The following is a 15,674-nucleotide window of genomic DNA, read 5'->3' as shown; positions in this document are numbered from 1 at the left end:
GACCATCGCGACAAGGGGAACACGGCTCGGAGGTCACCACCGGTCGCAGCCGCCCTCGGCGGGCCGTACGGCCCGCCGGGCCCCTCGGTCCCCGGTACTTGGCCAACCCACGGAAGGTGGACGCGGCATGCACGGTGTTACGTCTCCGCAGTCGACGACGGGCTTCGGCGAGCTGCTCAGGGTCCGGCGCGAACGCGTCGGGCTGACCCAGCAGGTGCTCGCCGATCACGCGACCCTGAGCGTCCGGGCGATCCGGGACATGGAGAGCGGTCGGGTGCAGCGTCCCCGGCAGGAGACGGTCCGGCTGCTGGCCGACGCGCTGCGGCTGGAGGGCCACCACCGGTCGAGCTTCGAGGCGGCCGCGCGCCGGCAGGCGCTCCTGGAGGAGCCGCGCGACGAACCGACCGCGCCGCCGGTGGCCAGGGGCGCGATCGTCGGCCGGGAGCTGGAGGCCGAGGTGCTCACCGACGCCCTCGCCGTGCACGGCGACCGGCTGGTCACGGTGGCGGGCCTGGGCGGGGTCGGCAAGACCCGGCTGGTGTTGGAGGTCGCGAGACGGCTGCACCTCGCCGCAGGGTGGTCGGTGCGCTGGATCGACTGCGGCCGGCAGGGCGCCGCCGGACTCGAACGCCGTGCGGACCTCGCCCGCGCGACGGGGGAGCGGCCCACCCTGCTGGTGCTCGACGGCGCCGCCCCCGGAGTGGACACCGCCTTCCTCGACGAGCTGTTCCACCGCTGCCCCGGCCTGCGCGTGCTGATCACCGCCCGGGTCCCGCAGCCGCTGCCCGGCGGGCAGGTGATCCCGCTCGCCCCGCTGCCCACACCGGGGCCGGAGCTCGACCATGATCCGGTGGCACTGGCCGAGGTGGGCGCCGTACGGCTGCTGCTCTCCCACCTGCGCCGGCTGCGGCCCGGCTTCCGCCTGGACTCCGAGGAGGCGCCGGCCGTGGCCTCGATATGCCGCCAGCTCGACGGGCTGCCCGGGGCGCTGGAGCTGGTGGCCGGCTGGTCGACGGTACTCTCGCCGCGCCAGCTGGTGGCGCGGCTGACGGACGGGCCGTTCCATCTGGGGCCGCCCCCGGCGGGCTTCGGCGGCAGGGCGGACGTGGGGGCGGCGCTCGGAGCCGCACTGGACCGGTTGACGCCGGGCCAGCGCGACCTGCTGGAGCGGCTCGCGGCCACACCGGGGGACTGGTCCGGCGAGGACGCCGTCGCGCTGAGCGGCCGACCGCCGCGGGAGTGCCTGGCGGCGGTGCACGAGCTGCTGGCGAGCGGCCTGATCCGCAGCGTCCCGGCCCGGGACGGCGTCCGGTTCACCGTGCTGAACCTGTGCCGGCGGCTGTGCGGGACCGGCGTGTACGCGGAACTGGCGGCGGCGAGCTGAGACCCGCCCCACGGTCTCGTACGCGGTCTCGTACGAGGTCGCGCCCGCGGTCTCCTACGAGGTCGCGCCCACCGTCTCGCAGGCCCGCTCCGGACCGGGCCGATACTGCCCGCATCCTGCCGGACGAGCTGCCGGTCCGGTGTCCGGAACCTCCCTAGCGTTCTGTCCACGGCCGGGCGAGCCGGACCCGTACAGCGGAGGTCCGACCCACCCCGGGCACCTGGAGTCCCGCCCCTGGCCGGGGCTCCCCACCACCTACCGACACAGAGGGTTTGCGCCGTGGAGCAGCATGCCGTGGAGCAGCACGGAAAGGCCGAGCCGACCGGTCTGGACGTCGTCGTGACGACCATGGCCTCGGACTCGCACACCTGGAACCTGGTCTTCCTCCAGCTGCTGCTGGAAGAGCTCGGCCACCGGGTCACCAACCTGGGCGCGTGCGTGCCGGACGAGCTGCTGGTCGCCGAGTGCCGCCGGATCGAGCCGGACCTCATCGTCGTGAGCAGTGTCAACGGGCACGGCTTCAACGACGGACTGCGGGTGATCGAGGCGTTGCGCGCCCGCCCCGAACTGGCCCGCACGCCGACCGTGATCGGCGGCAAGCTCGGGATCTGCGGATCCGGCACGCCGGCCCGGCAGCGGGCGCTGCTGACGGCGGGCTTCGACGGGGTCTTCGAAGAGGGCGGCTCGGTGCTGGAGTTCCGGTCGTTCGTCGGTTCGCTGCCCGCCGCCGCGTCGCGCGCGCTGCCCGAGGGGTCCGTGGCCGCCGGGACCGGGGCGCTGCCCGCCGGGTCCGGGGTGCTGCTGTGACCGGCCACGGGGGCGGGGTGGGCGATGCTCCCGCAGCGTGGGCGGGAGCGTCCGCCGCCTCCGCCCCTGTCGCCGCCTCCGCCGTGCCCGCCGCCCCGGCGGCCGGCTTCGGGGCCTTCGTCGCCCGGGCCCGCGCGGCCGGCGTCCTCGTCGTCCAGCCCCGGATGGGCATGGCCGATCCGCTGCGGATGCGCGACGGCCTGCGGGCGACCCGGGACGCGGACGCCGTCACCGTCGGCACCATCACCCTCGACAGCTACACCCGCACCGGTGACCTCGAAGCCACTCGGCGCGCGCTCGCCGAGGGTGTCGGCCTGAACGGGTACCCGATCGCCACCCACCCCGCCGACACCACCCGCGCGGTCCTGAGCGGCATCGCGGACGCCCGCTTCCCGGTGCAGGTCCGGCACGGTTCGGCGATGCCCGAGCACATCGTCCGGGCGCTGCTGGCGGTCGGCCTGGACGCCACCGAGGGCGGCCCGGTGTCGTACTGCCTGCCCTACAGCCGTACGCCGCTGCGGGAGGCGGTCTCCGCCTGGCAGCGCAGCTGCGAACTGCTGGCCTCCACGCGGGAGTACGGAGCCTCGCCGCACCTGGAGACCTTCGGCGGCTGCCTGATGGGCCAGCTCTGTCCGCCGAGCCTGCTGATCGCGGTCAGCGTGCTGGAGGCGCTGTTCTTCCGGCAGCACGGGCTGACCTCGGTCTCGCTCAGCTACGCCCAGCAGGCCGATCCGCGTCAGGACGAGGAGGCGCTCACCGTACTCGGGAGGCTGGCCGGCGAACTGCTGCCGGACATCGACCACCACGTCGTGCTCTACGCCTACATGGGCGTCTTCCCGCGCTCGCCCGGCGGGGCCCGGCTGCTGCTGGAGGACGCGGCCCGGCTGGCGGTACGGGCCGGCGCGGCCCGCCTGATCGTCAAGACGACCGCCGAGGCGCACCGGATACCGACCGTGGCCGAGAACCTCCGGGCGCTGGAGGAGGCCGCCGCGGCCGCCGCCGCCGAGCGCGCCCGCCCGGCGCCGTGCGCCGACGCGCCCGGCCCGTACGCCGGCGACACCGGCATCGAGGCGGAGGCGCGGGCACTGATCGGCGCCGTGCTGGAGCTGGACGCGGACATCGGCCGGGCGCTGGTACGGGCCTTCGCCGCCGGCTACCTGGACGTCCCCTACTGCCTGCACCCCGACAACGCCGGCCGGGCCCGCACCTCGCTCGCGCCCGACGGCCGCCTGCTCTGGTCGGGCGTCGGCTCGATGCCGATCTCCAGGGGCGCGGACGGCGGCGGCCCGCGTCCGCCGATCCTCGGCTCGGCCGGGCTGATCGCGGCGCTCTCCCACGTCCAACGCACCTACGACGACCGCGCCGCCGGCCTGCTCCGCACCCTCCTGCCTCCGCCCGTACCACCGCGTACGACGTCCACGCCACGACGAGAGTTGGGACTGACCACACCATGACCACCGACGGGCCCTCCGCCTCCGCCGCCTCCGCCCCTGTCCCCGCCTCCGCGCCGATCCCGGACCCCGGGCGCCACCTGACCGCCCCGTCCACCCGCAGCGCGCTCCGGATCCAGCACCAACTCCTCTTCTCTGCACGCGAGTTCCTGCGCGGTCACGGCTTCACCGAGCTGCTCCCACCCATCGTCGGGCCCGTCACCGACCCCGGCTCGCGCGGCTCCAAGCAGGTCGACGTCGACTTCTACGGACACCGCTACAAGCTGATGACGAGCGCCATCCTCTACAAACAGGCCTCGCTGCTCGCCTTCGACAAGATCTTCTGCATCGCCCCCAACGTCCGGCTGGAGCCGCTGGAGACGGCCGGCACCAGCCGCCACCTGGTCGAGTTCCACCAACTCGACGTGGAGATGGCGGGCGCCACCAGGGACGACGCCGTACGGCTCGTCGAGGAGCTGGTGGTCCACATGGTCGACGGCGCGCTTCGCGAGCTGCCCAAGGAGTTCGCCGAACTGGGGCGGGACGTCGATGCCTTCACCGAACTGCTGACGGGCTCCTTCGGTCGGATGCGCCACGCCGAGGCCGTCGCCGCACTCCAGGGGCTCGGCCACCCGCAGAGCCCCGACGCCGAACTCGACTGGGACGGGGAGGCGTTGCTGTCCGCCCAGCGGGACCGGCCGTTCTTCGTCACCGACTACCCCAAGGGCTCGCGCGGCTTCTACGACCGGGAAGACCCCGAACAGCCCGGCCTGCTGCGGAACTTCGACCTCATCGCCGCCGAGGGCTACGGCGAACTGTGCAGCGGCAGCCAGCGCACCAACGACTACGCGGAGATCGTCACCCGGATGCGGGAGACCGGCGAGAACCCGCAGAAGTACCGCTGGTACCTCGACCTGGTCCGCGGGGGCGTGCCCGGCAGTGCCGGCTTCGGCATCGGCGTCGAGCGGCTGACCCGCTACGTCGCCGGGCTGGACGCGGTCTGGCAGGCCAGCGCCTTCCCCAAGCTCGCCGGGGTGGTGTCGCCGTGAGCGACGTCTCGGCACCCGGCTTCCCCGAGGAGGAGGTCCGGCGGCGCGCCCGGGCCGGCGCGGCGGCGGCCTTCCCGCCGCCCGGCGAGTACGGGCGGGTCCTGTTCGGCGCGGAGCCCGGCGGCTGCCGGCGGCCGGACGGGGAGCGCGATCCGCTCGACGCACTGCGGATCATCCCGCCGGTCCTCATGCCGCAGCGGCTCGCCCGGCTGATCGACCTCGGCCGCGAGCCGGACTACCGGGACGTCGAACTCACCACCGAAATCGGCGGGTTCACCTCCGACCTGCCGGTGTACGTGTCGGCGCTCGGCTCCACCCGGGCGGCCGGCGGCGATCTCGGACTCGCCCTCAGCCGGCAGGCGGGCGCGCTCGGCATCCCCATGGTGATCGGCGAGAACGTGGTCCCGGTGAACGGCTACGGCAGACAGGGCGAGGCGGCCGACCGGGCGCTCCTCGGCCGGCTCCGCGCCTACGCCGAAGAACTTCCTGACGGGCGGGGCGGCGTCGCCGTGCAGCAGTCCACGGAGGACGCCGACGCCGAGGTGTGGAACCTCCTCTACAGCGACCCGGCGGCGCTGCCGCTCCTCGAATCCGGGCGACTGGCCTTCGAACTGAAGCTGGGGCAGGGGGCCAAGCCGGGCCTCGGCGGGATGACAGTACTGGACGCGGAAGCGGCCGCCCGGGTCGCAGACCGGTACGGGCTGGACGACGTGTTCGGCGACGGCCGGGTCCTGCGCTCCAGTACGCCGGGCACCTTCACGGCGGAGATCCTGCGCCAGCAGGTCCGGCTGATGCGCAACAACTTCCCCCGGGCCCGGGTCTGGGTGAAGCTGCACCCGGGCCGGGACGTCGCCGAGGCAGCCCGGGTGGCCGCCGAGGCTGGGGCGGACGCCGTCACGGTCGACGGCGCCGAAGGCGGCACCGGCTGGGCGCCGGAGGCCTTCCCGGCGCAGGTCGGCCTGCCGCTCGCGGAGTGCCTGCGCCGGCTGGCGGCCGCCGGACCGCCGCCGTGCCTGCTGGTCTCCGGACGGATGTGGGAGGGCGGCCGCGCGGTGAAGAGCCTGGCGCTCGGCGCCCGCGCGGTGGGTCTGGGCCGGGCGGCCCTGCTCGCCACGGCCGAGGATGCGCAGGCCGGGCTGATCCGGTTCGCGGAGTGCCTCGCGCTCGAACTCCGGCTGCTGATCAGCGCGCTCGGGAAATACACCCCGGCCGCGCTGGACCGGGACGACGTATGGGCGCCGTATTTCCCTGGAATTCCCCTCGCCGAATAAAAGAGAAGAACCGGGAAGGTTTTTGCCGCAGCCCGTCCGGGCGCCCTGGTGCGCCCGGACGGGCTTCTCGTGTCTGCACGTCAACCGCGTTTCCGAGCGGCAGTTGAAACTGCCGATCGCCTTCCGGGCAATCTGCCGATCGGCCCGGAAGAGCGGGCCTATCGTCGAGACGACTACCCGCAGCGTCGTTAATTCATCGGGGTTGGATGATGGAATCTCGCGGTTTTCCCTTCATATCCGTCGCACGCCGGTTCCCGGACCGCCCGGCCCTGAGGCTGGGCGGTCGGACCGTCGCCTACCGGGAGCTGGAGGAGCTGAGCGGCGCCCTCGCCGCCCGGATCGCCGCCCGGACCGCGCCCGGCGCGACGGTGGCCGTCACCGGCAGGGACCGGCTCGACCACGTGGTCGGGCTGCTCGCCGCGCTCCGCGCCGGCGCCACGTACCTGCCGCTGGACCGGGAGGCTCCGCAGGAGCGCAACCGCTGGATCCGTGCCGACGCAGGCGCCGCCCTCGCCTACACCGACGGCGAACTCGACCCGGCCACGGACCCACACCCGGCCACGGACCCCCCGCCGGCCGAGGGCCGGGAGGCGACCACGGCCGCCGGCCCGGGCCGGCCGGGCCCCGGCGGTGCCGCGGGCTACCTCCTCTACACCTCCGGCACCACCGGCCGCCCCAAGGGCGTGCACGTCCCCCTCGCCGCGCTGGCCGGCCACCTGGCCGCCGCCGTCGAGTCCTTCGGCCTCACCGAGGACGACGTGGTGCTGCACCTCGCCCGTCCGACCGTGGACGTCGCCGTCGAACAGGTGCTCACCGCCCTCTCGGTCGGCGCCTGCATCGTCGTACCGGAGGAGCGACTCCTCGCCCCGGCCGCCCTGCTGGAACTGCTGGACACCGAGCGGGTCACCGTGGCCAACCTCGCCGCCGGCTACTTCCAGGAGGTGGTGGCCGCGCTGCGCGACGACGCCGGCCCGCCGCACACCCTCCGCCTGATGATCTCCGGCAGCGACCGGCTCTACCCGGACACCGCGGCGCGCTGGCGGGCCGCCACCGGGGTGCCTCTGCTCAACGCCTACGGCCCGACCGAGACCGTCGTCACCGCGACCGTCCACCAGCCGACCGCCCCGGCCCGCGGCGAGGCCGAGGCCGACACGGTCCCGATCGGCCGCCCGCTCGGCGGACGCCGCGCGTACGTGCTGGACGACCGGCTGCGGCCGGTGGCGCCCGGTGCCTCCGGCGAGCTGTACCTCGGCGGTCCCGTGCTGGCCTCCGGCTACCACGGCCGCCCGGGCCTGACCGCGGGCCGGTTCGTCGCGGACCCCTTCGCGCCGGAGCCGGGCGCCCGGATGTACCGCACCGGTGACGTGGTCCGGCGGTCGGGCCCCTGCGCCCCGCTGGAGTTCGTCGGCCGTACGGACCACCAGGTGAAGGTCCGCGGCTTCCGGGTGGAGCCCGGCGAGATCGAGCAGGTGCTGGCCGGGTACCCGGGCGTCGCCGGAGCGGTCGTGGTGGCGCACGAGGGCCGGCTCGCCGCCTACGTGACCGCCGGCGCCCCGGACGCCGCCGATCCCGCCGCGCTGCGCGCCCACCTGGCCGAGCGGCTCCCCGAGCACATGGTCCCGGCGACCGTCACCCCGCTGGACGCCTTCCCGCTGACCGCCGGCGGCAAGGTGGACCGGGCGGCGCTGCCCAAACCCAAGCCCCAGGTCCGGTCCCAGGTCCGGTCCCGGGTCCAGGTCCAGGACCAGGCCGAGGCCGCCGTGCCGGCCGCCGCCCGCCGCGCCCCGCGCACCGCCGCCGAGCAGCTGATCGCCGCCGTCTGGGCCGACGTACTCGGCGTGCCCGAGGTCGGCCCCGACGACAACTTCTTCCACCTGGGCGGCGATTCGCTCACCGCCGTGCGCGTGGTCGGCCGCGTCTTCGACGTGTTCGGCATGATCTCCCCCTACACCATCTTCGACGCGCCGACCCTCGCCGAGTTCGCCGCCGCGGTCACCGCTGCTTCGGACGACGGCGACCGTCCGGCCCTGACCCGGACCGGTGCCACCGAGGCGCCGCTGGCGAACTTCCAGCGCGGACTCTGGTTCCTCGACCAATGGAACCCGGGTGCGCCCACCTACATCGTGCCCTGGGTGTTCCGCTTCGCCGGGCCGGTCGACCCGGAGCTGCTCCGCCGGGCCCTGTCGGGCGTGGTCGACCGGCACGAAGCACTGCGCACCACCTTCGAGCTGGGCGAGGACGGCCCCCGGCAGGTGGTCCACCCGTGCGTGGAGCTGCCGTTCACCGTCGAGGAGACCACCGCCGCCGCGCTGGACGAGCTGCTCGCCGAAGCCGCTCTGGTGCCCTTCGACCTGGAGACCGGCCCGCTGGTCCGCGCCCACCTCTACCGCACCGGCGGGACGTCCACCCTGCTGCTCCTCTGCCACCACATCGTCTGGGACGAGGGCTCGCTCCCCGTCCTGGAGGCTGAACTGGCCGCCCTGTACGAGTCCCTGGCCGCGGGTCGGCCCGCCGGACTTCCCGAACTCGCGTTCCAGTACGCCGACTACAGCACCTGGCAGCACCACGACGGCACCGCCGAGCGTCACCTCGACTACTGGCGCGGTCACCTGCGTGAGGCGCCCACCGAGCCCCCGCTGCCCACCGACCGGCCCCGCCCCGAACTCCAGTCCTTCCGCGGCGCGTTCCACCGGTTCGCGATGCCCCGGCCGGTCACCGAGGCCGTCCGGGCGCTGGCCCGCAGCGAGGACGCGACGCCGTTCATGGTGCTGCTCGCCGGGCTCGCGCTCACCCTCCACCGGCGGACCGGCCTGCGCGACCTGGTGCTCGGCACCCCGGTGAGCGTCCGTGGCCGCGCCGAACTCGACTCCCTGATCGGCTACTTCGTCAACCTGCTGCCGCTGCGCGTCCGGCTCGACGAAGGGGCGGACTTCCGCGACCTGGTCCGTCATGTCCGGGAGGTGGCCATCGACGGCTACCGGCACCAGGAGGCCCCTTTCGACGCCATCGCGGGCGCCGTCATGGAGGAGCGCCCCGACGACCGGACCGAGGACCGCAACCCGCTCTGCCAGGTACTGCTGGAACTGCACCCGCTGGACGACCGGCCGCTGACCATCGGCGGCACCCCGGTCACCCGGGAGCTGCACTCCAACCCGGTCTCCCGTTTCGACCTGTCCGTCTCCGTCGACGACCGGGGGACCGACTTCACCGGACGCTTCGAGTACGACTCCGACCTGTTCGACCCCGCCACCATGGCCGAGGTGTGCGAGGCCTGGCTCGGCACCCTCGCCACCGCGGTCGAGGCACCCGTACACACGCTGTTCGAGGACCGGGCTGCCCGCGCCCCGCACGCCCCCGCCGTGGTCTGCGGCGAGGAGCGCCTCGACTACGGCACGCTGAACGAGCGCGCCAACCGCCTCGCCCACCACCTCGGGGCCCTGGGCATCGGCCGCGGCGACACCGTCGCCGTCCTGGTCGAACGCGGACCGGACCTGGTGGTCGCCCTGCTCGCCGCGCTGAAGGCCGGCGCCGCCTACACCCTGCTCGACCCGGACTTCCCCGCCGAACGGCTGGCCGGCGCGGTCACCGACAGCGGCGCCGCCCTGCTGATCACGCACCGCGAGGCGAGCCCGCCGTTCCCCGTCGCCCGCCACCTCGACCTGGACGCCGCGGCGGCCGCCGTCGCGGCCCGCCCCGGCCACGACCCGGGCCAGCCGGTCACCGGCGCCGACCTCGCCTGCGTGATGTTCACCTCCGGCTCCACCGGCCGCCCCAAGGGTGTCGCCGTCCCGCACCGCGCCCTCACCACCACCTACCTCGGCCAGGACTACGCCCGCTTCGGAACCGACGAGGTCTGGCTGCAGTGCTCCCCGGTCTCCTGGGACGCCTTCGCGCTGGAGCTGTACGGCGCGCTGGCGTTCGGCGGGGTATGCGTGCTCCAGCCCGGCCAGCGGCCCGACCCGCAGGCCGTCGCCGAACTCACCCGCCGCCACGGCGTCACCCAACTCCAGCTCTCGGCAAGCCTGTTCAACTTCCTCCTGGAGGAGTTCCCGGAGACCTACGACGACCTCAAGGTGGCCTTCACCGCAGGCGAGCGGGCGTCCGTCACCCACGTCGGGAAGGCCCTCGACCAGTACCCGGACCTGGTCGTCGCCAACGGCTACGGCCCCGTCGAGAGCCTCGGCCTCACCACCTGCCATCGCGCCACCCCGCAGGACGCCGCCGGCGGCTCCATACCGATCGGCCTGCCGCTGCACGGCAAGGCCGTCCACGTCCTCGACGAGCGGCTGCGGCCCGTCCCGGACGGCACCGGCGGCGAGCTGTACGCGGCTGGCGGCGGCCTCGCCCTCGGCTACGTCGGCCGGCCCGGGCTGACCGCCGAGCGGTTCGTCGCGTCCCCGTTCGGCGCGCCCGGCGAACGCCTGTACCGCACAGGCGACCTCGGCCACCGGACGGCGGAGGGAGTACTGGAGATCACCGGCCGGATCGACGACCAGGTGAAGATCCGCGGCTTCCGGGTCGAACCGGGCGAGATCGAGGACGCGCTCACCCGCCATCCGTCCGTGGGCGAGGCCGCCGTCAGCGTCCACGAGCCCGCCCCGGGCGACCTGCGGCTCGCCGCCTACGTCACCGCCGCCGCCGGCGTGACAGGGGCGCCCGACCCGGACGCGCTGCTGGACCACCTGGCCGGGCTGCTGCCCGAGCACATGGTGCCGGCCACGCTCGACGTGCTGGAGGCGCTGCCGCTCAACCAGAACGGCAAGGTCGACCGCCGGGCCCTGCCGGCCCCGGCCGAGCGCTCCACGGCCGCCCCGGCGGACCCGGCCGACCCGCTGCCCCGCGACCAGCGGCTGGTCGCCGACGCCGTGCGAGACGTCCTGAAGCTGGCCGAAGACCCCGGCCCGGACGCCGACTTCTTCCGGATGGGGGGCAACTCGCTGGCCGCCGTACGGGTCGCCATGCGGCTCTCCCAGGAGACCGGCACCCGGGTCCCGCCCCAGGTGGTCTTCCGCGGCCGGACCGTCGCGGCCATCGCCGAACGGCTGGCCCCGCGGTGAGGCGCCACGCAGCCCGCCCACCCGTCAGCCCGACCGCCAGCCCGCCCCTACGAGCGAAGGGAACGAGGCCGTGAGCCCGTCCGCCGACCTGCCCGCCACCGTGCCCCCGGACCTGCCCGCCACCGTGCCCCCGGACCTGCCCGCCACCGTGCCCCCGGACCTGCCCGCCACCGTGCCCCCGGACCTGCCCGCCGTGCCGCCCGCCGGCGTGCTCCGTACCGCCCCGGTCACGGGCCTCCAGCGCGGACTCTGGTTCCTCGACCGGTGGAACCCGCAGGCCGCCACCTACACCACCCCCTGGACCTATGACGTCACCGGTCCGCTCGACCTCGTCCTGCTCCAGCGGGCGCTGGACGGCGTGACCGCCCGGCACGAGGCCCTGCGCACCACCTTCGCCCTGCACCCCGACGGCCCGCGCCAGCACGTCCACGCCGGCCTCGCCGTACCGCTCGCCGTCACCGACCTCCGCGAACTCCCCGAGGACCAACGGGCCTGCCGGGCAGAGGAGTTGATTGCCGCGCGGGCGGCCGAGCCCTTCGACCTGGCCACCGGACCCCTGCTGCGCGCCGAGGCGTTCCGGCTCGCCGACGAGCGCACCACGCTCCTGTTCGTGGTCCACCACATCGTCTGGGACGGCTGGTCGGCCGAGCTCTTCGACCACGAACTCGGCGCGCTCTACCGCGCATCCGCCGAGCACCGGGCCCCCGTCCTGCCGGCGCTCACCACCCAGTACGCCGACTGGGCCGAAGTGGAACAGCACACCTCCTACGAGGAGCACCTCGCGCACTGGAAGCAGAGGCTCGACGGCGCTCCCACCCTGCTGGAGCTGCCCGGCGACCGGCCCAGGCCCGCCGAGCGCAGCCAGCGCGGCGCCACCGAGCCGTTCGGCCTCGCCCCCGGCGCCGCCGCCAGGGTCCGGGAACTCGCCGAACGCGAGGGGGTCACCCCGTACACCGTCCAACTCGCCGCCTTCGCCCTGCTGATGGGCCGCTGGACCGGGAGGGACGACCTCCTCGTCGGCACGCCCGTCACCACCCGCAACCGCCCCGAACTCGCAGACCTGCTGGGCTACTTCGTCAACCTGCTGCCCCTGCGCGTCCGGCTCGCGCCCGACGCCACCTTCCGCAGGCTGCTCACCGACCTCCAGGACAGCGCCTTCGACGCCTTCGGCTACCTCGACGTCCCCTTCGACCAGCTCGTCGACCTGCTCGGCACGACCCGCACCCCGCAGCACCCGCCCCTGGTCCAGGTGGTGTTCGGCGCCCACACCGAGGACCCCACGCCGCTCGCGCTCGCCACCGGGGTCACCGCCGTGCGCACCGTCCGCTCCAACGGCACCAGCAAGTTCGACCTGACCTGGTCCGTCTTCGAGGACACCGTCGGCGGGGACTTGCGCGGCGAAGCCGAGTACAGCACCGACCTCTTCGACGCCGGCACCGTACGCCGCCTCGCCGCCGACTACGCCGACCTGCTGGACGCCGCCCTCGCCGACCCGGACGCCACCGTGCTCCGGCTCACCTCGGCCGGGCGGCCGCACCGCCCCGCACGGCTCGACCGGGGCCACTGCCTGCACCAGCTCTTCGAGCGTGCCGCCGACGCGTACCCGGACCGGCCCGCCGTGAGCGACCCGGACGGCACCCTCACCTACGCCGAACTCGACCGCCGCGCCAACCGGCTGGCCCACACCCTCCTCGCCCGCGGCGTCCGCCCCGGCGACCGGGTGGGCCTGCTGCTGGAACGCACCACCGCCGTGCCCGCCGCGATCCTGGCCGTGCTCAAGACCGGCGCCGCCTACGTCCCGGTCGACCTGGCCGCGCCGGCCGACAGGGCGGCCCTGGTCTTCGGCGACACCGCCGTCACCCTGGTGCTCACCGACCGGCCCGACCGCGTACCGGACGGCCCCTGGCAGACCCTCGACCTCGACGCCGACGCCGCCGAGACCGCCGCCCGGCCGGCCGTCCGGCCCCCCGCCGCCGGCCGCCCCGGCGACATCGCCTATCTCATCTTCACCTCGGGTTCCACCGGCCGCCCCAAGGGCGTCGCCGTCGCCCACGAACACGTCAGCCGCCTCCTCGACTCCGGCCGGGACCACTTCGGCTTCGGCCCGGACACGGTCTGGACGCTCTTCCACAGCTACGCCTTCGACTGGACGGTCTGGGAACTGTGGGGCGCCCTGCTGCACGGCGCCCGCCTGGTCGTCGTACCCCACCTCACCAGCCGCTCGCCCGAGGAGTTCGCCGGCCTGCTCGACGAGGAACGGGTCACCCACCTCTGCCTCACCCCCTCCGCGCTGCGTCAGCTCGAACCGGCGCTGCGCCGCCGGCCACGCGCCCTGCCCGCACTGCGGTGGATCATGCTCGGCGGGGAGGCGCTCGATCCCGGCGTGGTCCAGCGCTGGCACGACCTCGACCCGCTGCGGCCCGCCCGGCTCTGCAACCTCTACGGCATCACCGAGACCACTGTGCACGTCACGACGCACGACATCGCCGAAGGCGGCGCGGCGTTCGAACGCAGCCTCGTCGGCGAACCCATGCCGCACCTCACCGCGCTCGTCCTCGACGACTGGCTGCGCCCCAGCCCGCCCGGCGTCCCCGGCGAGCTCTACATCGGCGGCGGCAGCCTCGCGCACGGCTACTGGGGCCGCCCCGGCCTCACCGCCGGACGCTTCGTCGCCGACCCGTACGGGCCGCCCGGCGCCCGGCTCTACCGGACCGGCGACATCGCCAGGCGGCTGCCCGGCGGCGGACTGGAGTACGTCGGCCGGGCGGACTTCCAGGTGAAGCTGCGCGGCTTCCGGATCGAGCTCGGCGAGATCGAGAACGCCGTCGCCGCACACCCCGAGGTGGACGCCTGCGTCGTCTCCGTGCACGACGACCGGCTCGCCGCCTACATCACCGGGAGCCGCCGGGCAGAACCCGCAGAACCCGCAGAACCCCCAGAACCCGCGGACCTGCGGGCCTTCCTCGGCCGCTCGCTGCCCGAGTACATGATCCCGGCGAGCGTCACCGTGCTGGACGCGCTGCCGCTCACCGTCAATGGCAAGGTCGACCGGTCCGCACTGCCCGACCCCGATCGGGCCGCACCCGGGGCGCCCGGCCGGCACGTCGAGCCGCGCACCCCGCAGGAGGAGCTGTTCGCCGGCGTCTGGACGCAGGTGCTCGGGGTCGCAGGGATCGGCGTCCACGACGACTTCTTCCACCTCGGCGGGGACTCCATCCGAGCCGTCCAGCTCGCCGGCGCCCTGCACGACAGGGGCTGGCAGGTCAGCCTCCGCGACGTCTTCAACGCGCCGACCGTCGCCGAACTCCTGCCACTGGCACGGCCGGTGGCCGCCGACCCCGCCGCGGACCGGCCGTTCGCGCTGATCGCCGAGGAGGACCGGGCCGAGCTGCCGCCCGGGATCGTCGACGCCTACCCGATGGTCTCGATGCAGCTCTCCATGGTCTTCCACATGGAGGTCGCGGGCGGCACCGACAGCTACCACAACGTCAACTCCTACCGGATCACCGGAGACCTCGACGAGAGCGCGCTGCGGCGCTCCGTGGAGGACGCCACGGCCCGGCACGCCGTCCTGCGCACCGGCCTCGACCTCTCCGGCTACGGCGAACCGCTCCAAATCGTGCATGGCACGCTGCCCGCGCCCGTGGAGTTCGCCGACCTGCGCGGAGCGGCCCCGGACGAGCAGGACGACACCGTCCGCGCGGTCTTCGAACACCACCGGGACCGGCCCTTCGACCTCGCCGAACCGCCGCTCTTCCGCATCACCGTCCAGCGGCTGGCCGACGACGTCTTCCAGCTCACCATCTCCGAGCACCACGCCATCCTCGACGGCTGGAGCTTCACCTCGCTGCTCGCCGAGATCCTCGAACGGCACACCGCACTCACCGCCGACCCGGCCTGCCCGCCCGCCCCGCCGCCACGCACCACCTTCCGGGACTTCGCCGCCGTGGAACGCGAGGCCGCCGCCGACCCGGCCTCCCTGGCCTACTGGCGGAGCCGGCTCGACGGCGCCACCGGCCAGCTGTGGCCCGGCAGCGAGGAGGTCCACGAACTGCCGCGCACGGTGGAGCGGGTGCTGCCGGACGCCCCCGCGCAGCTGCGCGCGGTCGCCGACGCGCTCGCCGTCCCGGTCAAGTCGGTCGCGCTCGCCGCCCACCTGTACGCGCTGGCCGAGATCACCGGACGCCGCCGGGTCACCACCGGGCTGGCGATGAACGGCCGACTGGAACGGCTGGGCGGTACGGAGGTGTACGGGCTGTTCCTCAACACCGTGCCGCTGGTCGCGGAGCCGGACGGGGACGACCTGGCCGCGCTGGTACGGCACGTGCACCGGGAGGAGCTGGACATGATGCCGCACCGCCGGGTGCCGTTCGCCCGGCTGGCCCGGATGATGGCCGACACCGCGCTGGACAGCCAGTTCGGCTACCTGCGCTTCCACGCGCTGGGGCGGCTGAGCGCGGCCCGGATCGAGGACGGCCGGATCGGCTGCGAGCCGACGCTGCGGCACGAGCCCAACAGTTTCGCCTTCGGCGCCTCGCTGATCCAGGACCCGGTGTCGCAGCGCGTCCTGCTCGCCGTGGACCACCAGCGGGCGGTGGTGGACGACGCCACGGCGGAGCACTTCATCGACGCCTACGTGGAAGCCCTGACCCGCCTGTCGGCCCACGCGTGACCCA

7 protein-coding genes are annotated in these 15,674 nt (G+C 74.7%); all 7 read left to right on the top strand.

Annotated features, from left to right (window positions below):
* Positions 1-127 precede the first annotated feature (127 nt).
* The 7 genes from ACFWFZ_RS14060 to ACFWFZ_RS14030 all read left to right on the top strand — a co-directional run bounded on the left by ACFWFZ_RS14060 (position 128) and on the right by ACFWFZ_RS14030 (position 15,670).
* Positions 128-1,384 (top strand): helix-turn-helix domain-containing protein, encoded by a 1,257-nt coding sequence (locus tag ACFWFZ_RS14060; protein WP_387121492.1) that lies wholly within the window; start codon positions 128-130, stop codon positions 1,382-1,384.
* A gap of 279 nt (positions 1,385-1,663) precedes the next feature.
* Complete coding sequence (locus ACFWFZ_RS14055; protein WP_387121489.1) at positions 1,664-2,191, top strand: cobalamin B12-binding domain-containing protein; 528 nt, start codon at positions 1,664-1,666, stop codon at positions 2,189-2,191.
* Positions 2,192-2,274: 83 nt separating this feature from the next.
* On the top strand, positions 2,275-3,645 hold the full coding sequence (locus ACFWFZ_RS14050; protein WP_387122006.1) for a methylaspartate mutase: 1,371 nt from the start codon (positions 2,275-2,277) through the stop codon (positions 3,643-3,645).
* On the top strand, positions 3,642-4,670 hold the full coding sequence (locus tag ACFWFZ_RS14045) for an asparagine synthetase A (RefSeq protein WP_387121486.1): 1,029 nt from the start codon (positions 3,642-3,644) through the stop codon (positions 4,668-4,670). The genes ACFWFZ_RS14050 and ACFWFZ_RS14045 overlap by 4 nt, the downstream gene beginning before the upstream one ends.
* Complete coding sequence (locus ACFWFZ_RS14040) at positions 4,667-5,941, top strand: glutamate synthase-related protein (RefSeq protein ID WP_387121483.1); 1,275 nt, start codon at positions 4,667-4,669, stop codon at positions 5,939-5,941. The genes ACFWFZ_RS14045 and ACFWFZ_RS14040 overlap by 4 nt, the downstream gene beginning before the upstream one ends.
* 206 nt (positions 5,942-6,147) lie before the next feature.
* On the top strand, positions 6,148-10,998 hold the full coding sequence (locus ACFWFZ_RS14035) for an amino acid adenylation domain-containing protein (protein WP_387121480.1): 4,851 nt from the start codon (positions 6,148-6,150) through the stop codon (positions 10,996-10,998).
* 70 nt (positions 10,999-11,068) lie between these two features.
* Entirely contained in the window at positions 11,069-15,670 is a 4,602-nt protein-coding gene (locus ACFWFZ_RS14030) for an amino acid adenylation domain-containing protein (RefSeq protein WP_387121477.1), read from the top strand.
* Positions 15,671-15,674 lie beyond the last annotated feature (4 nt).

This window comes from Streptomyces sp. NPDC060232, from assembly GCF_042726555.1.
Classification (GTDB): Bacteria; Actinomycetota; Actinomycetes; order Streptomycetales; family Streptomycetaceae; genus Streptomyces.
The sequence above is the reverse complement of the archived record's forward strand: the minus strand, read 5'-3'. Positions and strand labels throughout refer to the sequence as shown.

Excerpts from the sequence above, each read along its gene's own strand:
- ACFWFZ_RS14060 (WP_387121492.1), top strand. The coding sequence starts at position 128 with ATGCACGGTGTTACGTCTCCGCAGTCGACGACGGGCTTCGGCGAGCTG.
- ACFWFZ_RS14045 (WP_387121486.1), top strand. The coding sequence starts at position 3,642 with ATGACCACCGACGGGCCCTCCGCCTCCGCCGCCTCCGCCCCTGTCCCC.
- ACFWFZ_RS14035 (WP_387121480.1), top strand. The coding sequence starts at position 6,148 with ATGATGGAATCTCGCGGTTTTCCCTTCATATCCGTCGCACGCCGGTTC.